We start from the raw sequence: 21,609 nt of genomic DNA on the forward strand, positions 1-21,609 counted from the left end.
TTCCTTAAAGGTGATATGATTTAATCAAAATTTTGTTATAATATATCAAAAAGAAAAGAGGTAAACTATGAAGAAATCAAATAAACAATTAGAAATGTTGTTAAAAATACAAAAAGCTTTTGAAAGTTTAAAGGAAACAATGAATTATTATGAAAATATTTCTATTGATGACTTAATACTTGAACTATCGAAACATGGGATTATTTTAAGTGAACAGGAGATTCTTGATAAGTATCAGGAATACTTTAATAGTAAAGATGTAGATGATTATTTTTATGAAAGAGATTTAGAACTATGGGATTGTTTGGAAAATAAAAAAGGATTTTTAAGTTCTGATGCTTTAACATGGTTGATTCGTAAAATTATTGAAAAGAACTATGATGTGGAAACATTATGTGATCCTTATTTCATTATGAATAGAATAGATGCTCTTGATAATGTTTCTAAAAAACAGTATCAGGAAAAAGTCTTAGGGATCATAGAATCACTTGTAGAATATGCGAAAAAAAGAAATATATATAAAATTGAAGGCATGTTAGAAATGTATGATGTCAATGTCATTTTAAAGGATGAAATCAGAAGATGTCATCAAAGAGATGCTCATTTTAAGAAAGTCTTACAAAGTTATTATGATACCTTTGAAGACGCAGATTATAGCATTTATAAGATAAAATAATACTTTCATAGACAAAACCTTAAGATTGTTTATTTAATCTTCACAATGAGGGATTAGAATAATAATTGTAAGGAGGTTATTTGTATGATGTGGGATTTTGATTTTATAGATGAATTTAAATATAACTGGAATGAGAAAATAAAAAAATGGAAAACTATTTATATTGTGCTAAGTATTCTCATGATTTTAGCTGGTATTGTCTGTTTATTTTTCCCTTCTCAGATATATGATATTATCAAGATTATAGCAGGTATTGTGATGATTGGATATGGAATATATTCTCTTATCAATTATCATATGAGTATCAGTTTTTTTAAAAATCCATTTGATGTTGTTTATGGCATGATTCATATTTTATTTGGTATACTCATTATGATAATGCCATCTATGTTGACAGCAGTGACATTAACATATATACTTGCATTCATTTTATTGTTTTATGGTGCAGAAAAGATTGCTTTTGCACAAAGATTAAAATATTTTAGAATTATGGATACAAAACCATATACACTTAGTGGTATTGTCATGATTATTGTTGCTATTATTTTCTTTATTTTGCCAGTGACTGCTGCTTTAGCAATCAATTACATCATTGCTTTTTACTTATTGGTTGATGGTGTTACATTGTTTATTGAAGCATTGAATCTTAAAAAAATAGATTAAATGGAAAATCAAAAAATGATTTTGATATCTATGTTTTCTCTTTTATGCTAGAATAATAACTAAGGGAGGAATATTATGAAGTTAAGTAGTTCAAAGAAATTTCATTTTTCAATGGATGTTGCCTGGGAAGCCTTACATAAAGCAAGTCAATTAGATGTTGAGCCAGGAAGTACTGTAAAAGTTATCTCTGATACACAGTGGGAAGCACATAATGAGGAATCTGACTCTGTCACAGTTTATACAGCATCTTTCGATGAAGCAGAAAAGAAGGTCGTTATAGAAGGTACAAGTCAAAAAAAGCATGAACATGATTTTATTTATTTGACACTTATACCATTAGATGATCAGGAAGTACAGTTGGATATTGAAGTTCAAATTAATACAGGTGTTCATTTTATTGCGAAAGCACTAGGAGCATTGATTGCGAAACCTGCACAAGAAATTATAAGTAAACATATTTATCGTAATTTTGAAGCCTTATGTACAGGACAAGAAACAAAAATGATGACTTCTGAAGAATTAAAAGAACTTGCGAAAAAGCATTATGAAAAATAAAAAGAAATCATCATTGATTTCTTTTTAACTTTAGAATATAAAGCAGAAAAAATTAAAGGAAAAAAACAAAGGGTATATGGAAAATATTAAAAAGTGTTACATCAACTTATTAAGGGATCATTTATTGTGATGATCTTTTTTCAATATTTATTGGATCAAAAAAACGAAGGAAATCAGATGATATAGAAGAAAAATCTGTTATAATAATGATAGAATTAAAAAGGGGTTGTTTAATATGAAGTTAAGTTACGAAGAAGAAATGGCAATGTTGAGACAAATGCAAGATGGTTTTATGAGATATCAGCAAAGAGAAGAGTATTTGAAAAATATTATCTATTGATGACTTATTAAAAGAAATCAATAAGTTGGGTTTTCAGTATACTGAACAAGAAATATTGATTAAGTATAAAGAATATATGAGTGTAACAGATACTGATGATTATTTTTTTAAAAAAGATCGACTTAGTTGGGAAGTTGTTGATGATAGGGCACAAATGCTGAATTCTGATGCTTTGCTTGAACTCATATGTAAAATAGTCAAAAAGCATTATGATATAGAAACGTTATGTGATCCATGGTTTATCATGGATAGAATAGATGAAATTGATTACGTTCCAAAAAACAAAGCTCAGGAAAAGATATTGGGAATTATTGAATCTTTAGTAGAATATGGAAAATTAAGACATATGAATAGTGTTGAAGAATTTATGAAAGATTATGATATCAATGCTATTTTAAAAGACCAGATTCGTAGATGTCATCAAAGAGATGCCCACTTTAAGCAAGTGATAAAGAGTTATTATGATACATTTGTAGATGCCGATCATAGTATTTATAAAATAAAGTAGAAGTATTATATATCTTGTAAAGAAGTGAAGGAGATTATAAATGATACCACAATATAATGAAATGTATAATGAAGTTTTAGATGTATTAAATAAACATCAGAAATTAAGAGTACGTGATATTGTTCAAGAAGTTTCAGATGTACTCAATTTATCTGAAGATGAAAGAAGACAAACACTTGAAAATAGTAATAAAACAATTATTTATCAACGTATAGGATGGACAAAAACTTATCTCACAAAAGCAGGATTAATTAGATCGGTTGAAAGAGGTGTTTATCAGATTACACCTCAAGGAGAAAAAGTATTAGCATCGCAAGTTCATATAGATGATCAGTTTTTAATGCAATATGATGATGTTAGAGATTTTGTAAATCGTCATAATGAAAATGATGATAAGAAAGATGAAAACAAAAAACCTACACCATTAGAAAATATTGATCAGTCTATTAAAATGATTTCTTCACGATTAAGTGATGAATTATTAGATATGATTCTTTCCAAAGAACCTATCTTTTTTGAAAAACTTGTTTTAGATTTGTTAGATAGAATGGGATATGCATATGATGAGGACTCTATTATTTCAACAGATTATTGTGGAGATGAAGGTATAGATGGAATCATCAAAGAAGATAAGTTTGGTTTTAGTAATATCTATGTTCAGGCAAAGAGATGGAATAGAAGTGCTGTAGGTAGACCAGAAATTCAAAAATTTTATGGTGCAGTTGCTGGTCAAGGAGGCACAAAAGGATTATTTATTACAACATCAACATTTACAAGAGAAGCTATTGATTATGCTCAAAAACAACTTCAAGTGAAATTGATTTTGGTCGATGGAAAAATGTTAACAGACTTAATGATTAAATATAATCTAGGAGTCAGTGTTGTAAAAACCTATGAAATCAAACAATTAGATGTTGATTATTTTGATAGTGAACTTGTTTAATATAAATCATTATAAACAATGACAATCCCTTAATGAATAAGGGATTTTTTTATTGTGTTTTAAAGATGTTTTATCGGCAAAACATTTTAAAAATATACATGTAAAAAATGTTTGTTTTTTGCCGATAGAGGTATATAATATAAATGGTGATTTTATGAAATATTTATCAGTATCTCAAATAGCAAAAAAATGGAATTTATCCGAAAGAACAGTAAGAAATTATTGTGCACAAGGACGAATTGATGGTGCATTTATAACAGGTAAAACATGGAATATACCTGAAAATGCTATGAAACCTGAAAGAAAGCCTAGACAAAGAAATAAGCAACAAAGTTTATTGGATATTTTACAAAGAGAAAAAGCTTCCCACTTATCTGGCGGCATATATCATAGGATACAAATTGATTTGACTTATAATTCTAATCATATTGAAGGAAGTCAATTAAATCATGATCAAACAAGGTATATTTTTGAAACACATACAATAGGTGTATCTAAAGAAGCTATTAATGTTGATGACATTATTGAAACAACAAATCATTTTAGATGTATTGATATGATTATAGAAGAGGCTCATTATCAGTTGAGTGAAACTTTTATAAAAAAGCTACATAAAATGTTGAAAGTTGGAACTTTGGACAGTCAGAAAGATTGGTTTCAAGTAGGTGATTATAAAATAATACCTAATGAGGTAGGAGGACAAGAAACAACTTTACCAGAGAATGTTTCATTAGAAATAAAACAACTTCTTTATAGCTATAATCATTTGAAAAATGTATCTTTAGATGACATATTAGATTTTCATGTGAAGTTTGAAAAAATACATCCTTTTCAGGATGGTAATGGAAGAATTGGAAGACTTATTATGTTTAAAGAATGTCTAAAGCACCATATTGTACCTTTTATTATTACTGAAGAATTAAAGTGGTTTTATTATAGGGGAATTAAAGAATGGTATAGAGAAAAAGGTTTTTTTAGAGATACATGCTTGACAGCGCAGGATGCAATGAAAAAGTCATTAGATTATTTTAGAATTTCTTATAATAAGTAAAAAGTATCCAGTGAATACTTTTTACTCTTGGGCATTTCCCCGCTGCTTGCGGCGTAGTGCCCAATGTTATAAAATAACATTGGGGTGATTACAAATGCCAGATAGTATTTATATTCATAATTCACATAATGTATCGAATCTTGTTTACCATTTCGTCTGTCCAACAAAATACCGCCGCATAGTCATAACAGAAACAGTGGATGAAAGCTTGAAGCAAATATGCGAAGGAATAGAGCTGAGATATGATTGGAAAACATTTCTTGAAATAGGTGCAGATAAAGATCATGTGCACTTTCTTGTGCAATCAACACCAGATTATAGTCCAACCAAGATTATAACAACAATCAAAAGTATAACAGCAAAACGCATATTTGCTGAACATCCTGAAGTGAAGAAACAGCTTTGGGGAGGAAGTTTTTGGAGTGGCGGTTTTTTTGCATCGAGCGTGGGGCGCTACGTAAGTGAGCAAACAATAAAAGAATATGTGAAAAATCAAGGTAAACAAGATTCCTATGAACAAATACTATTAAAGTTGTAATCACAAAGGTTTTGAACTACCCCGTCGCAAATGTCCGGTGGACATTTGCGACGGGGTAGTTTATTAATCAAATATAATAGGAAGAAGTTTTGTAAATATTATTAATATAGATACAAATCCTAAAAATTTTGATTTATTCCTCTTATTTGTTTGATATATTTTGTGGTTTCTCTTTTTTGATATATAATTTTATTATCATCACTTAATGATGAAATCTGTAGAAAGAAAAAAAGATAATTAAATTTCTCGACTAAAGTTTTAATTATCTCCGCCCATAAGAACAATATGATAATAACTAAAATCAAAATAAATATTAAGCATATTCATCATCTATCAAGTCATTTACTTCAGCATATTTATAATCGGTCTGTTTCCAATATCAATTTGGATATGATTCCTTGCCCTTATTGTGGAAAATGCCACTGGTGTTTCCATGCCTACTACCAGAGATCTTTTTGTATGAGTAATTGTACTTTCAAGATTACTATTACAAGAATTATCTGCATGGAATGCGGAAGAACTCATTCTATCCTTCCTGATTTTCTTGTACCCTATTCCACAACTATTTCTTCTAACATCATTGAAGCAATCGTCAATCCTGATCATTCTGGCCTTGATGATTCACATCTTTCATACTGGAAGAATAAGTGTAATACTCGTAGGAACATTTCATATTTTTTTCTGTGTATTATTTCAAAACGATCTTTTTCATGTGTCATTTTATTTCCACATGACTTTTTGGTATTTTCATGTTCACCGTCTTATAATGATGATGTAAACAATAAAACGGAGGTGAGAACATGTTAAGCGAAAATGATATCAAAAATATCTTGATACAGATTGTGTAAATATCAATTTTACTAAGATATATCATGTCTATGATGACTTCATTATCGAACTGAACTTTAACTCAAAAAAATAGAAATGTGCTGTATGTTTATATTCTTTATCAATGATAAAAGGTATATTATAAAAAGACCATCATCTATTCTGTCTACAATAGCATACCTTGTATCGTTAGATACAGGACAAGATATTGTTATCAGTCCATTACATACTTTTTATGCGGACAATCCTTTTTCCTGCAAAGATTCTGCCATTCTTTCTTATGGATGCATCGAATATTTTTGGAATGCTCAAGAATTTTTCTATAATCATTTTCAATGACTATTTTAAAGTATCATATTTTTTCATCTTCTGTTGATTCCATCCATGGCAAGTATGTCAATATTTAAAGAAGTTCATTTGGAATATGTATTTTTTGATAAGAGATATACATTCAAAAGTAAGGACAGCAAATATATGTGCGATTCATGAATATGATTCAAAGACTAACACCGTACATTCTCTAATTATTTCTTCAAGATTCATCATGAAGAAATAAAAGATATTATATACTTGTTCATATAATTTATGGAAAACATATAAAATAAATTTAAGTCAAGAATTGTCCTAAGTTTTATGCTTCTGGTGTCAAAAAGAATATCACAAGTAAAGGCTTATGTCATAAACATACAAAAAATCTCCAATAAATTGCTTAAAAGATTTCTTGAAACACTGGATAAAGAAGAAAAAATGAAACTAGATAAGGTAAAAGAGACTATTTACCTTAACGAAAAGTTTTCAAAGTTTTATAGAAAAGAAACACATGATAATAGTAGGAAGGAACTGGAAAATATCGACATTGAATACATATAATGTTCAATAAAGAAGATTGAGTTTTCAGATACGGTTTTAGGATAGAAGAACAGGATTAATTCGATATTGATTGAGGACCACAACAACATAATCAAACTTCTCAGTACAACTCAAAATGATTATCAATGTTGAGATAGATTCAAAAACTGAGTCTTTTGTAGCTTGATAATGTCACAATTATAAAACGTATAATGACGCAATCAGATATAAGCCTAAAGACAACAAGAAAAAAATGAGGGACATAACAAATACGAGTTTCTCATATACAGATATGGATATGAAGATGAATATGAGCTTTTTTATTAAAATCATGGAAAGAATGAAAGTGCATTGGCTATGTTATCGAAGAAAAAAAGTGTTCTTATATTTATGTCAAGGAATATGGTTTTTTTATTAATATAAATTTGTATATGTATATTTTTATAATATAAGTGATTTTATTTTTGTGTTGTATGAAAGTTGAATATTAGTTTAACTTATTTAAATGATTTTTCTGTACATGTATCTCATTTGTCAAATCAAGATTTATATTGTTAAAAACAGCAAAATATTTATGTAAATTTTATTAACAAAGAGAAAAAAGGTGTTAGAATATAATTATGATATTTCAAATAGAAAATTAATAGTTTATGTAAAAAATGTAGAAATATTGCCTAATAGCTACTTTAATTATAATAATGTTTGAAATATTAACGATTACAATGGATTGAAAGATGAAAGAAAATTTGTTTTGCTTTTGAAAAAATTATTACTTTAAATGAAATTTTTGATAGGACTAATTGTAAATTATGATATATTTCTAGGAAGTTTAGATTAATATTGTATTGAATAATATCGTATCAATATGTCTGAAAAATCAAATAATTTGTTTTGGGGAAGAAGGAATCATATGGAATTTGGTGAGATTATTAGAATTAATAATTTATTTGATTATGGAGTTAAATATTCAATTATCAATAAATTGATAGAATATAACATCACTTTGGATAAAATAAAAACATCTGATATAGAGTTGATAGTACAAATGGCAGACTATCACATCAGCTCATATCATGTAAATAAAATATCGAGAATACTTGCTAAAAAAGGTGATGAAGTATATAAGGAATGTTCAGTTCATATTCTTGATTATTTAGGGTTATCTAAAGGATTGGTGAGAAATTTAAAGAATAATAATATAACAATGATTGATTTGTCAAGTTGCAATGATGAACAAATGAAAATTAAATATGGATTTAATCAATCTACTGTCAAAAAAATAGACAATGTACTTGATAAATTTTTTGAAGAAGCAACTAAAATCAATAATAAAGAATTAATTGTTAAGGAAATATGTGAAGCACGGCAAAAAGTTGTTGAACAAAAAAACAGGAAATATATTTGTGAGTTTTGTGCTAATAACATTATGCAGGTTTTGAGCAATACCAAGGAACCACTTAATTTATTTGTGTTAAGCAAACAATTAAATACCCCTATGGATGATTTAAATAAAGCTATAACATATTTAATCAAGGCAAAGAAAATAGAAGCGACTTCTTTAGGATTTAGTGTTGTAAGAATTTCTCTGGAAGAATATTTAGAATCTATTAATGAAAATCCAAAAATTGATATTATAAAAATGAAATTATTACAAGGAAAGACCTTGCAAGAAATTGGAATGAAATATAATGTTTCTAGAGAAAGAATAAGACAAATAGTTTCGAAAGAAATTGATAAATTCCCATTGCTAAATGAAGACATTCACTATAAAATCTATACAAACTGTAGAATAACTAGAAAAAATTATTATAAATTATTTGGATATTGCCCTGTTGAGTATAATTATTTATCTACCAAATACAAATCAGGGAAAAGAGAAATTACTGAAACTGATTTAAAATTAGAAAAACTGACTCAACAAGAAATAGACAACTATCTTTACCCTGACAAGGATAAAACAAGTATCAAGTATTATAATGAAATAAAAAAGATTGTTGAAGAACAAAATGATTATTTTTCGAAAGAAAGCATTTATCAATTGTTTATAGCTGAGTATCCAGAATCGAATTTAAGTGAAAGAAATTTTGAAGCCAAAATGGAAAGATTGGATTTTATTGTTAATTCTGGACGTAATGGATTTAGATATTTTGATATGGATAAACTAATAGATGGAAATTTTTTGTTGCGTATTGATTTATCAAATTATAAATATAAGTGCGTTTCTTCGTTAAAAATTTTTAAAGATTATATTGTTGTTATGAATGATTATGGTATTAAAAATGAATATGAATTGCATAATATTTTAAGATATTTTTATGAAAATGGATTATTAAATTATGAATATATTTGTTTTAAACGAATGCCCATAATTGAGTTTAATAGTGTTACAAAAGAGGCTATAATGAGTCAGACAATTAAAAACTTTTATGGAAAGACAATTGATGATTATCTTGAGTATTTATATGAAGAATATGGTTTTCGAAAAGACACCTTTGGTACCATACTTTCTTCTTCATATTCAAGATATATTGAAGATGGGAAAATTATTGCATATGATTCTCTATCTTTAGAAGAGATTAATAGATTAAAGTCTATTTTAGTTGATGATTTTTACAGTCTAAAAGATTTTCAATCAAAAGTGGAGTCTATGGGTATGCCATTTAATAAAATGACACAGTACAACACAAAAATGATAGGATACAAGAAATATGAAAAGTATTATTTGAGTTTAAAGTATTCGACATTGAAAGAATACTTTACATCAATCATAAGTCAAAAAGATGTATTTGATAAAAACGATTTTCTTGATTTTTGGAATAATATGACGTTCAATGGTGTTTTAAATAAGTTAAAAAGTAATTTAGATATCTTTGAGTATCAACCAAATCATTATATTAGTTATAGAAGATTGAATGAGAGAATTGGTGTAACGAAAGAAAATCTTATCAATCTAAAAAATCAGCTAAAGAATATGTTCTCAAAAACTATATTTTTTACTATGAAATATGCTTATAAGAATGGCTATAAAGATGTATTTCAAGACTATGATTTTAAAGATTGTTTTTATAAAGGCATGTTTATATACGATAATGATGTACAGATGGTATCTGTTAATGGAACGATTCTGTTTGGGATAACAGATCAGTCAATTAGCGTTAATAATCTAATTGAAGATATATTGAGAAAAGAAAAAAGTATAAGCAGATACAATCTGAATCATGTTCTTATTGAAGATTATGGAATTGAGCTTGAATTATTTGAATTGAAAAATGCCATGCATCACTTTAACGGTTACTACTGTGATGTTATGGATAAATTTTACATAACATATGATTTATTTTTGGAGGAAATTTAGTATGAATTTTGAATTATTTAATGGATTAAATGAAGGATATGTTGTCCCTACTGATCTTAGTAGAAAGTTGACAATAGATGGAATAACAAAGGCATATCAGGTATATAAAATTAGAATTGATAAATTATTTTATAATGATCAAAATGATAGGATTGCCACATGGATAAGCAAATATATTTCTGAACATGGTAATTTAGATGTAAATGATATTGAACATTATAATGATATTATTCAGGATTTTATTGTTAAATCTAATAAGGATGCTATTGATAAAACGAAAAAAAATATATCTTTGGTTGGTCAAAGAGAAGCAGGGGTTGTTTTAAAAGATGGTAGAATTATTGATGGTAATCGTCGTTTTACTTGTTTGAGAATGTTACATGGCGATAATTCTCTGGATTTTCAATGGTTTGAAGCAGTGATTTTAGATGCGGATATATATGCTAATGCCAAGCAAATAAAATTGCTGGAATTAATGATACAACATGGTGAAGAATCTAAGGTTGATTATGATCCTATTGAGAAAATTGTTGGTTTATATCATGATGTTATTGAAAGAAAATTAATTAAACCCCAAGAATATATAGACTCAACTGGCATGACTCCCAGTGAATTTAAGAAAAAGAAAAGTGAAGCTGAACTAATGGTTGATTTTTTAGAATATATCAATGCACCAAAACAATATTATTTAGCTAGAGAAATGGATTTGGATGGACCTTTGATTGAATTGGTTAATATTATGAACAAGGCAACAAATGAGGATGAACGTGAAGACTTTAAAATTGTGGGATTCAATGCCATCTTACTTAGACCAGAAAATGATATCACACGCTATATTAGAAATGAAATTAAGTCTATATTATTGTCTGAATATAAAAATGATTTCATTGAATCTCAAAACGAATTGGCAGAAGAAGTGTTAGATACACTTCCTGATAAATTATCTCGAGAGACTATCAATACAGTACTAAGAGAAGATGGGGATGGAAAACTAGTAGATAAGATGGCTAGAAATGTAGAAAAATATGATACAAGGCTAAAAAAGACTGAATTGAAAGAAAAACCACTCAAACAATTAAGAGATTCGTTGCAGACATTAGAAAAAATAAACCTTGACATTATTCCAAAAATGAAATCAAATCAATTGACAGAAATGCAATCGCTTTGTGATGATATTGAGGAACTTATTAATAATTTAAGAGACGTTATAAATGCTGAATGATTATAATTTTTTGCCAGTGTATAATTCATATGAAGACGATATCTTAAATGAATTCTATATTCCTGTGTTTTCTAATTCTATTTTAGTGGAAAGAGTTAGTGCATATTTTACAGGAAAAGCATTGTCGCAATATGCTCAAGGACTTGAAGTCTTTGAAAATAAAAATGGTAAATATAGATTAATTATATCAAATGAAATATCATCTGAAGATTTTGAAAGCATTAAAAAAGGTTACGAGATTAACAAAAAATTTATAGATAGTATGATAGAATCGTTTGATGATTTTTTGACAATCAAGGATATTCAAAACCTATCAAATCTATCATATTTGATTGCAAAAGGAATTGTTGAGATTAAGATTGCATATACAAAAAAGGGAATCTTTCATGACAAGTGCGCTATTTTTTGTGATGAGCTTGGAAATGAAATTTGTATGAGAGGGTCAAATAATGAATCACAAGCAGCAATTCAAGATAATTATGAATCGTTTGATTTGACCTGCAGCTGGTTATCGAGCAATTTTGATAAAGAAAAAATATATAAAACGAAAAAATATTTTTCTGCATTATGGAATAATATGATGACGGGTGTTTATGTTATGAACATACCAGACAAGTTGTATGATAAAATATTATCTTATAATAAGGGAAAAATTATTGTGGATGAGGTATACTTGATGGATAATTGTTTAATATTGGATTATGTTGACGGAAAAATGATGGGATATAACAAACTGGAAGACAAGGGAGCATTTGTTAATAGCCCAAAATTCAAATTAAATATTCGTAGGTATGTTGAAAGTATAGATTTGAAAAAAAATATCACTTTTAAAGGTGAATATGGATATCTAGAATATCAAAAAATAATTGGGAAAATTATTAATGTTTGTGACAAATTGCAATTGAAGTGTTCTGTTACATCTAGACTTCAAAAATATATTGACGAGCATAACCTGTATATTGATAAGCGTCGTAATTTAGGTGTTGCCATAAAGAATAAAGATTCATATTTATTAGATAGATATGAAAAATACAAGTCAATAGTTAATGGTTTGATGGATAGACAGCTAAGAGAACAACAAATGTGGGATTCTTTCTTTATGGCCATGATGCGTAAATCAAGCAATTTTTCAGTTCCTGGTTCAGGAAAAACATCTTCCGTTTATGGCGCGTATGCTTATATGAATAAATATGAAGAAGTGGATAAAATTGTCATGATTGGGCCGCTGAATTCCTTTGTTTCTTGGATTGATGAATTTTTAGCTTGCTTTGGTGAAAAGAAAAAATTAAGATGTTTAAATATTCATGATCGTCGTTTTAATACGTTAGAAAAGAAAAAAGCAGCACTTGTATTTCCTGAGAAAAAATACAACCTTATACTGGTTAATTACGAATCAGTTGGATCTTTAAAATATGAATTAAAAGAGATTATAAATAATCATGTTCTGTTAGTGTTTGATGAAGTTCATAGAATTAAATCACCAGTTGGTCAAATAGCTCAAAATTGCTTGAATGTTGCAAGTAAAGCAACAAGAGTTATAACAATGACAGGGACTCCAATACCTAATTCTTATTGTGATATTTATAATAACCTGCATCTCCTGTTCAATGATGAATATAATACTTTTTTTCATTATTCAGTTCAAGAATTAAAAAATATTTCTGAAGAGAAAATGGAAGAGGTTAATAGAGCAATGTATCCATTTTTCTGTAGAACGACAAAACGACAACTTATGGTTCCACCAGCAAATCCAGATATTATTTTAAAGAACGATGCCTCAGACTTAGAAAATAGGATGCTATATATCTTGAGGGCCACATATCGAAAAAATCCATTGGCTTTAATTATAAGAATATTACAAATGGAATCCAATCCTCATTTATTATTAAAAAAAATAGATACAGAAGATTTATCTAAAGTTTTAGATATCAACGTGCAAGATATTAATGACATTGATTTTGTGGATTTTAATGGTGAGCTGAAAAACATCGTTGACGAAGTTGACAAGACTACAAAGTTTAATGAAACTATTAGCCAAATTAAAAAGTTGGTTTCAAGTGGTAAGAACCTTTGTTTGTGGTGCATATTTAAAGATACAATGAATCAATTTTCGGATTTTTTAAACGAATTGGAGATAAAAAATTGTGTAATTAATGGCGCGATTCCTGTTGAAGAAAGGGACTATTTGATTTCCCAATTTAAAGAAGGTAAAATAGATGTATTGATTACAAATCCACATACATTGGCAGAATCAATATCCTTGCATAAGTGTTGCCATGATGCAATATATTTTGAATATAGCTACAATCTGGTTCATTTACTACAATCTAAAGATAGGATACATCGACTAGGGTTGCCAAAAGGTCAATATACACAATATTATTATATGGAAATTAACTACTGCATAGATGAAAATGATTATTCTTTGGATGACAAAATTTATAATCGTTTATTATATAAAGAACAAAGAATGCTAGATGCTGTTGATAGAAATGTTTTAGAAAAAGTTTCTACTGAAGAGGAGGATATTGATTTTATATTAAATGGTTTATTGTAGAGTATATATACTATAGTTATGAATTATTATAATAATTCATATTTGTCAATCTTATTTTTATGAAAATATATATTAATCATATGGAATTAACTTACCAAAATGATATAAAGGTATTTTACTCACAGAAATTGGATAAGGAGTGGGAATACAATGCTTTTCGATTATGATGATAATGATATTCATAGTATTTACAATTATGCAAAAAAATTAGAATCACATACTTTTAGAGAAATAAAAAACGAATTTGATAATTCTGATTTGAGTTTCTATGTGAATCCAAAAGAAAAAACTAAAAAACATTCTAATGTTTTCTCTGTTAAGGAGAATGAAACAGGGTATATTACTAATATTAAGGCGAAGGGGCAATTAGGAGGATTTTTAGAGAGATATTATTTTGGATATCAACCAAATAGCCATCAAGGAGCAGATTTTGAAAAAGTAGGTATTGAATTAAAACAAACATGCATTGATCAAAATAAAAAAGGTGGTTATAGAGCAGGAGAAAGATTATCAATAACAAATATTTCTTATAAAGAACCTGTTGTTGATGATTTCTATGCCAGTCATGTATGGGAAAAAATGAAATTAATTTTACTTGTACAGTATTTAAGAGATAAATCAAAAGATAGGTTAGATTATGAAATAAAATTTGTTAATCTTTTTACACCTCCCCAAGAGGATTTAAATATTATTATTCAAGATTATAAGAAAATAAATGATAAAATTAAACAAGGAAAAGCTCATGAGTTAAGTGAAAGTGATACTTTATATTTGGGAGCTTGTACAAAAGGGAGTACAGCGATAAAGAGTTTGCAACCACAGTATTATGGCGAACATATACCAGCTAAGAAACGAAATTATTGTTTTAAGCAAAGCTACATGAATTATGTCTTACAGAACTATATTTTAAAAAATAAAGTGCCTTGTGAAGCGATAGTTAAAGATGAAAATATTTTAAAAGATGTTACTTTTGAAGAATATATTACTAATAAGATTGCCAAATATGTTGGAAAAAGTGATAAAGAATTATGTGATTTATTTCAAAGAGAATATAATAACAATGAAGCCCAATGGATTCATCTAGCATATTTAATGTTAGGGATAAAGGGTAATCACGCTGAGGAGTTTGAAAAAGCTGGTATTGTCGTTAAGGCGATTAGAATAGAAAAAAATAATACAATAAAAGAGAATATGTCCTTTCCACCATTTAAATTTAAAGAATTAGTGAAAGAAACATGGGAAACTTCAACTTTATTCAAATACTTTGATACAACCAAATTTTTATTTGTAATTTATAAAGCTGAAGGTGATTGTTATAGATTAACAGGATCTCAGTTATGGAATATGCCATATAATGATTTGAATAACATAGTAAGAGCTGGTTGGGAAAATATACAAGAATCAATACTTAAAGGAGTAGTTCTTACGCCCAAAGAAACAAAAAAAGGCATTATTTATTTAAATTCATTACCTAAGAAAAAAGATAACCCAATTTTACATATACGACCACATGCTAAAAAATCTGCTTTCCTATTTAAAGATGGTACTCAAATTGGTGATTTGTCAAATGCAAATGAATTGCCTGATGGACAATGGATGACAACGCAAAGTTTTTGGATTAATAATACTTATCTGTACACGCAATTAGATGTTTTGAAGAATTTATAATGATATACTGATAAAAGTTTTCAATTTGGAGATTGAATTATGGAAAATAAAGAAATGCGTTCTAAGATTATGTCACATATTAGAGGCAAGGATACAAAGCCAGAAATAAAAGTAAGAAAATATTTGTACCACCATGGATTTAGATATAGGAAGAACGATAGAAGATTGCCTGGAACGCCTGATATTGTCATTTTAAAATATAGGGTTGCTATATTCGTAAATGGATGTTTTTGGCATCATCACTATAATTGTAAATATGCGACTATACCAAAATCTAGACAAGATTATTGGATTCCTAAAATTCAAAGAAATATTGATAATGATATTAAACACTATAAACAATTAGAAGATATGGATTATAGAGTTATTGTTGTATGGGAGTGTGAAATAAGAGATGTTTTTGAATATAGGATGGAACAACTGGTTGAAGAAATAAAAAATCCATGCTATCATTAATTGCCAAAACAATGAATTAACGCTTGATCTTTGATTGAAAAAATGTTAAAATAATTATCGTATGTTTGTGAGTGAATATACATTTTAATGGGCTACTGCAAAACTATTAAGAGAAGGAGAATATCATGGAAAAGAAAGTTGTAGAATTATTTGCAGGTGTTGGTGGATTCCGTGTTGGATTGAATCATATTCAAGAATTTGATGCTAATGGAAGAGCTATTGAAAATGGTGATTGGGATTTTGTATGGGCTAATCAATGGGAACCTTCTACAAAAGCTCAACATGCTTTTGATTGCTATTGCACTCGTTTTGGAAGTGAAAATCATTCTAATGTTAATATTTCTGATGTGGATAAAAAAACAATACCTAATCATGCGCTTTTAGTTGGTGGTTTTCCATGTCAAGATTATTCAGTTGCTAGATCTTTGTCAGGAGAAAAAGGAATAGAAGGTAAAAAAGGTGTTTTGTTTTGGGATATTGCGGAAACCTTAAAAGCAAAACAAACTCCATTTGTCTTATTGGAAAATGTAGATAGATTATTAAAATCTCCTTCCAAACAAAGAGGACGAGATTTTGGTATTATGTTAAGAACTCTTCATGATTTAAACTACAATGTGGAATGGCGTGTTATTAATGCAGCTGATTATGGTTTTGCACAAAGAAGACGTAGAGTATATATATTTGCATGGAAAAGAAATACGGTTTATAATCAAAATTTTCTTAATATGAATTTAAGTGATATAATTTATGAAAATGGTGTTTTTGCTAGAAGTTTTCCTATAAATATTGAAAAAACTTTGGATAACAAAGAACATCAATTTAGTATAACAAAAAATGATTATCAAGATACTGTTGTTATGACTGAAAAATTTCATCAAACATTTGAAAATGCAGGTGTTATGATGAATGGAAATGTTTTTACTAAAAGAATAGAGCCACAATATGAACGCTTTATACCATTGAGAGATATTCTTGATGAAAAGAGTAAGCTTGAAGATTTTGTTTTAAATGAAAATCAAATAGAAAAATTTAAAGAATTAAGAGGTGCAAAAAGTAAAAAAAGAAAGGCTCCTGATGGAAGTGAATATTTATATACTGAAGGTTCAATGTCTCCATATGATAGCTTAGATTTACCTGGTAGAACTATGTTAACGAGTGAATCGAGTGTTAATAGAAGTACACATATTATTATGGATGAGGTGTTAAATGCTAAACGATTTATTACACCAATAGAAGCGGAAAGATTACAAGGATTTCCAGATGATTGGACAGATACTGGAATGCCTTTGAAGAGAAGATACTTTATGATGGGGAATGCACTGGTTACTGGAATTATTTCAAGATTAGAATCGATACTTTCAGAAATAGTTACGAGGGAATAAGATTATTAATGTGTTGAAAAGGGTAAAGAATTACTTTTCCTAAATTGAATTCTTTACTCTTTTATTTTAAAATTATCTTTAAGGTGAATGTTGAAAATAGAAGTAAAATACATATCAAAGAAATGAGGAATGCATATGCTATATGGAAATCTTTTTGCAAAACGAATATTGGAACGAGGTTATCGATATTATTTAGATGGTTCTGTTTACAATGTTGTGAAAGAAGGACAAGTTTATAAAGGAACTGTAAAAGGAACAACTGATTATCAGGTTGAGATACAGATTTCTGATCAGTTTAAAGTTACACAAATGCATTGTACATGTCCATATGCTCAAGATGGAAAGAGATGTAAACATGAAGCGGCTGTATTATTGGAGATTTTTGGTGTAGAAGCTGTAATGGGAGATATGGAAGATGAGTATGATGATTATTATGATTACGATGAATATGATGATGAAGAATACGATGATGATTGGGAAGAGGGTTATGATTTCTACGAGCCAGGAGTTTATAAAGGGCATGAAATTTTAGAGCCTTTAGAGAAAAAGTCAAAATCTGATATTTTAGATATCATTTCTATGGCTATACAAGATTCAAGAACATATCAGATTTTTTTGAACCTTTTACATAATGATCAAAGATTAGAATCTATTCAAAATATGATTCGTACACACATATCTTTATCTCATCATATTCAACAAGAGAATTATCAAAAAATATATTTCGCCATTCAAAACCTTCAAGATTTTCACCAGGAACAATCTATTCCAACTTTAGCAAATGAAGCACTTTGTCATATGCTTAATGTTTTTCCGACTTTAGAATCTTTTCAAGAAGACTTCTTTTTTAACATGATTGAACTCATAGAAAAATATACTCTTACTCAATTTGAAAAAAGAGAATTTTATGATTATCTTTGCATTCAATATCATCAACCTGTCATTTATCGTTTTATGAATCATCTCTATAAACAAAACTATTCATTTGAAAGTATTATCAAACAACTTGAAAATAAAATCAATTTAAGATTTACTCGTTTTTCATTAAAACCATTTTATCAAAAATATATCTATATTATTTATTATTACCAATCTTCATCATTTCAAGATATGGTTAAAAAATATTCACAGGATCAAAATTTTGCTATTGAACTGATAAAATTCTATATTCAAGTTCAACAATATGAAAAAGCAGAAAATATGTGTCTTCAAGAAATAAAGAAGATGGATCATATAGAGTTCTATAAGTTATTAATAGAAATCTATCAGCAAACACAACAAAACGATAAACTTATGAAAGTTTATATACAATTACTTTGTCATAAATATTCTGGTCAAATTCAATATTATCATCAGTTAAAAGAAATCTGCCCTTCACAGCAATGGGAACAAATAAAACAAGAAGTGATTCACTCTTTAGAAAAACAACAAGTCAATCTTTGTGCTATTTATGCTGAAGAGAAGATGTATGATTCTTTAATGAATTATTTTATAAAAAGTCATGATATGATTGAAATTAGAAAGTATGAAGATATTCTTTTTAAAGAACAGACATCAAAAATGTTATCCTTGTATAAAGAGTTTATTATGGAAAGTTTAAAACAAAGAGGAACCAGGGAATTTTATCAAAATATAGCAACTTATATTTTTAAAATTGATGATTATGATGAGCAACTTTCTCATCAAATCGTTGAAGAATTAGAACAACTTTATCCTCAGCGACATGCGATGATTGAAGAAATACAAATAAAAAAACCAGTAAAGGCTCAGCTTTCACAAATCATTGAAGCCATTGAAATGTCAGATGATTGGACAATATGGGTTTATCGTCAATCTGATGGAAAAGTTTTACCTGTCTATGATGAAATCGATTATGATGTCAAAGAAATTGTTTTTACTGATGATGATTATATTTCTTTACCAGCACGTTATGAGATTAATGAATATCATATTATGGAAATGTTTATTGCCCAGCTTTCAGATCAAAATATGCAAAATATCTTAAGTAAAGCTATTTGTGGCAAAGGAGCTTTTCGACGTTTTAAAAATTTAATACATCAACATCAAATTCAAGATGACTGGTATCGCTTTTTAAATCAAGAATATAGAAATATTGCAATCAGATGGTGTCGCAAATATGACGTGCCATTTGACGAATAAACAGTAAAAGTAGGTAAATTGATATTATTTTCAATTGCCTATTTTTATTGGACACATAGTTCCATTTTATCTTTATACAATTCTAATAAATGATATTTTTCTTTTAAATAGGGGACAGATTCTTCTATGTTAAACTGATTATAACGATTGCCGAATACAATAATGATAGAATCTTTGATGAGAATATTCATAATCACACGAGACATAACTTATTCTTGGGTTTTTAATAATTGATATGCTTACTTAACATTTCGTTACAATTTTTCATTGAACTGAAAAATTCACATGATAAAGGTTCTCCGTATTCATCAGGACAGTGAATATGAAATAAATATATTTTATTGTTATCATAATACTATAGTCATAATAAACATTTGCAAAATTATGAAATCTAAGAATTTGCTTTCTTTATCACAAAATTTACGTTTGTTTTATAAAACCGTTTGAAAAGAACGGTTTTATATGTCATTATATGCTATAATATGAATAATTGAGAGAAAGGGAAGATTTATGCATAATTTATTTGATGTGATACCAAATCAATTTTTCTATATTTTTATAGGTGATAATAAGCGTATATTGTCAGATTGTGTCTATTTAGCTTATCAGTCATTTCAAAATGATCTTTCTTTTTCATGTACAAGGGAACAGCTATTAACGATATTTCAAGATTACTTTGAAACACATCTTACTACGATTGACAGTGAAGAAAGTTTGAACAATTCTAGAGATAAGGCTTTGTATATATTAAAGCGTTTAAAGGATTGTGGATGGATTCATGAAGAAGTTGGGGAAAATTATGAAGTGTTTATTACTTTTGAAGATTATAGTATTCAGATTATGGATTGTTTGTTTCATTTAGAAGATGTGAGAGAAAGTGAAGAATATTCAGGACTTATATATAATATTTATACATCATTTCAAAACTTTGATATTCATCGAGGTGATTTGATTTTTGAAACAGCTTATGAAAATACCAAAGATTTAATTCATAAATTAAAAAATTTGAATTCCAATATCAAAAAATATATTCAAAAACTATTAGATGATGGTATAAAAGATGACTTGCAGGCTTTATTAAATTCTTTACTGCAGGAATATCAGACAAAAATCATTGATCGTGCCTATTACAATCTGACAACCTATGATAATCCTTCTAAATATCGCCAGAGCATTCTTTCACGTATTCAGGAAGTGATGGATAATCAGGATTATGTCAGTTTGATTATTCATAATATTATGGAAAGAAAAGGTATCGAACATGATCAGGCTTATGATTTATTGATGAATCAGAAAGAATATATCATGCAATCTTTTGAACATATTGAGGATATCATGCAGGAAATTGATAGTAAGAATAATAAATTTATTGAATCAGCGATTCATCGTATCACATTCTTATTAAACAATCAAAATGATATTGAAGGAAAAATCAATAATATCATAAAATCCATTGCCAGTGGAAATGATGTTAATGATTTAGGTAATATCTATATCAATCAGATGATTAATCGTGATTCTTTATATATTCCTCGTCAAATAAGTAAACCAATGAAAACACAAATCGAAGATACTGTCATTTTAGATGAAAAGGAAAAAATGGAATCTATAGAAAGAATCAAAAGATCAGAAAATTATTCTCATAAAAAAATTGAAGAAAAAGTGATGTTATTATTAAAGGATGGACCATTTAAAGGTTCACAATTACCATTAGAGACACAAAACGATTTGATTTATTTTGTCTTTATTTATCTTTATGGATTTAGCTATCAGACCAAATATCAGGTAGAACCTTTAAATGAAGAAGTGATAATCAATCATTATCGTTTTCAGGACTTTTTGGTAAAGGAGAGATGAC

Annotated in this window: 17 protein-coding genes; 16 read left to right on the forward strand and 1 reads right to left on the reverse strand. The window is 27.8% G+C overall.

Annotated features, from left to right (window positions below; genetic code table 11):
• Positions 1–67: 67 nt before the first annotated feature.
• The 15 genes from ACESR5_RS04360 to ACESR5_RS04430 all read left to right on the forward strand — a co-directional run bounded on the left by ACESR5_RS04360 (position 68) and on the right by ACESR5_RS04430 (position 19,751).
• Positions 68–676 carry a hypothetical protein gene (locus ACESR5_RS04360; protein ID WP_373154425.1) on the forward strand — a complete coding sequence of 203 codons (609 nt, stop codon included), beginning with the start codon at positions 68–70 and terminating at the stop codon, positions 674–676.
• Between the two features lie 84 nt (positions 677–760).
• Complete coding sequence (locus ACESR5_RS04365; protein WP_373154427.1) at positions 761–1,339, forward strand: HdeD family acid-resistance protein; 579 nt, start codon at positions 761–763, stop codon at positions 1,337–1,339.
• A gap of 75 nt (positions 1,340–1,414) precedes the next feature.
• A complete protein-coding gene (locus tag ACESR5_RS04370; protein ID WP_373154429.1) occupies positions 1,415–1,894 on the forward strand; it encodes a hypothetical protein in 480 nt (159 codons plus the stop codon).
• 365 nt (positions 1,895–2,259) lie between these two features.
• Entirely contained in the window at positions 2,260–2,742 is a 483-nt protein-coding gene (locus ACESR5_RS04375; RefSeq protein ID WP_373154431.1) for a hypothetical protein, read from the forward strand.
• 40 nt (positions 2,743–2,782) lie between these two features.
• Positions 2,783–3,685 carry a restriction endonuclease gene (locus ACESR5_RS04380; protein WP_373154433.1) on the forward strand — a complete coding sequence of 301 codons (903 nt, stop codon included), beginning with the start codon at positions 2,783–2,785 and terminating at the stop codon, positions 3,683–3,685.
• A gap of 154 nt (positions 3,686–3,839) precedes the next feature.
• Positions 3,840–4,736: a Fic family protein gene (locus tag ACESR5_RS04385; protein WP_373154435.1), complete on the forward strand. Its 897-nt coding sequence runs from the start codon at positions 3,840–3,842 to the stop codon at positions 4,734–4,736.
• A gap of 94 nt (positions 4,737–4,830) precedes the next feature.
• The gene (gene tnpA / locus ACESR5_RS04390) at positions 4,831–5,274 is read left to right on the forward strand and encodes an IS200/IS605 family transposase (protein WP_373154437.1); all 444 of its coding nucleotides are present in this window, start codon (positions 4,831–4,833) and stop codon (positions 5,272–5,274) included.
• 390 nt (positions 5,275–5,664) lie between these two features.
• Positions 5,665–6,081, forward strand: a complete 417-nt coding sequence (locus tag ACESR5_RS04395) for a DUF6431 domain-containing protein (RefSeq protein ID WP_370519872.1) — start codon at positions 5,665–5,667, stop codon at positions 6,079–6,081.
• A gap of 1,780 nt (positions 6,082–7,861) precedes the next feature.
• Positions 7,862–10,306, forward strand: coding sequence for a sigma factor-like helix-turn-helix DNA-binding protein (locus ACESR5_RS04400; RefSeq protein ID WP_373154439.1), 2,445 nt, complete (start codon positions 7,862–7,864; stop codon positions 10,304–10,306).
• Position 10,307: 1 nt separating this feature from the next.
• Positions 10,308–11,528, forward strand: a complete 1,221-nt coding sequence (locus tag ACESR5_RS04405) for a hypothetical protein (protein WP_168081382.1) — start codon at positions 10,308–10,310, stop codon at positions 11,526–11,528.
• Complete coding sequence (locus ACESR5_RS04410; protein WP_168081384.1) at positions 11,518–14,085, forward strand: SNF2-related protein; 2,568 nt, start codon at positions 11,518–11,520, stop codon at positions 14,083–14,085. The genes ACESR5_RS04405 and ACESR5_RS04410 overlap by 11 nt, the downstream gene beginning before the upstream one ends.
• A 150-nt stretch (positions 14,086–14,235) precedes the next feature.
• A complete protein-coding gene (locus ACESR5_RS04415; RefSeq protein WP_168081386.1) occupies positions 14,236–15,753 on the forward strand; it encodes a Sau3AI family type II restriction endonuclease in 1,518 nt (505 codons plus the stop codon).
• 39 nt (positions 15,754–15,792) lie between these two features.
• Entirely contained in the window at positions 15,793–16,209 is a 417-nt protein-coding gene (locus tag ACESR5_RS04420) for a very short patch repair endonuclease (protein ID WP_168081388.1), read from the forward strand.
• Between the two features lie 125 nt (positions 16,210–16,334).
• A complete protein-coding gene (gene dcm / locus ACESR5_RS04425; RefSeq protein ID WP_168081390.1) occupies positions 16,335–17,591 on the forward strand; it encodes a DNA (cytosine-5-)-methyltransferase in 1,257 nt (418 codons plus the stop codon).
• Positions 17,592–17,726: 135 nt separating this feature from the next.
• Positions 17,727–19,751, forward strand: a complete 2,025-nt coding sequence (locus ACESR5_RS04430; RefSeq protein WP_373154441.1) for an SWIM zinc finger family protein — start codon at positions 17,727–17,729, stop codon at positions 19,749–19,751.
• Positions 19,752–19,795: 44 nt separating this feature from the next.
• On the opposite strand, the gene ACESR5_RS04435 is transcribed toward ACESR5_RS04430, so the two are convergent.
• Positions 19,796–19,957: a hypothetical protein gene (locus ACESR5_RS04435; RefSeq protein ID WP_168081394.1), complete on the reverse strand. Its 162-nt coding sequence runs from the start codon at positions 19,955–19,957 to the stop codon at positions 19,796–19,798.
• Between the two features lie 304 nt (positions 19,958–20,261).
• Here ACESR5_RS04435 and ACESR5_RS04440 point away from each other — a divergent pair, with 304 nt between their 5' ends.
• The gene (locus ACESR5_RS04440; RefSeq protein WP_373154443.1) at positions 20,262–21,608 is read left to right on the forward strand and encodes a Wadjet anti-phage system protein JetA family protein; all 1,347 of its coding nucleotides are present in this window, start codon (positions 20,262–20,264) and stop codon (positions 21,606–21,608) included.
• Position 21,609 lies beyond the last annotated feature (1 nt).

Source organism: Clostridium sp. AUH-JLR23 (assembly GCF_964238065.1).
In the GTDB taxonomy this organism is placed as follows: domain Bacteria; phylum Bacillota_I; class Bacilli_A; order Erysipelotrichales; family Coprobacillaceae; genus Allocoprobacillus; species Allocoprobacillus merdigallinarum.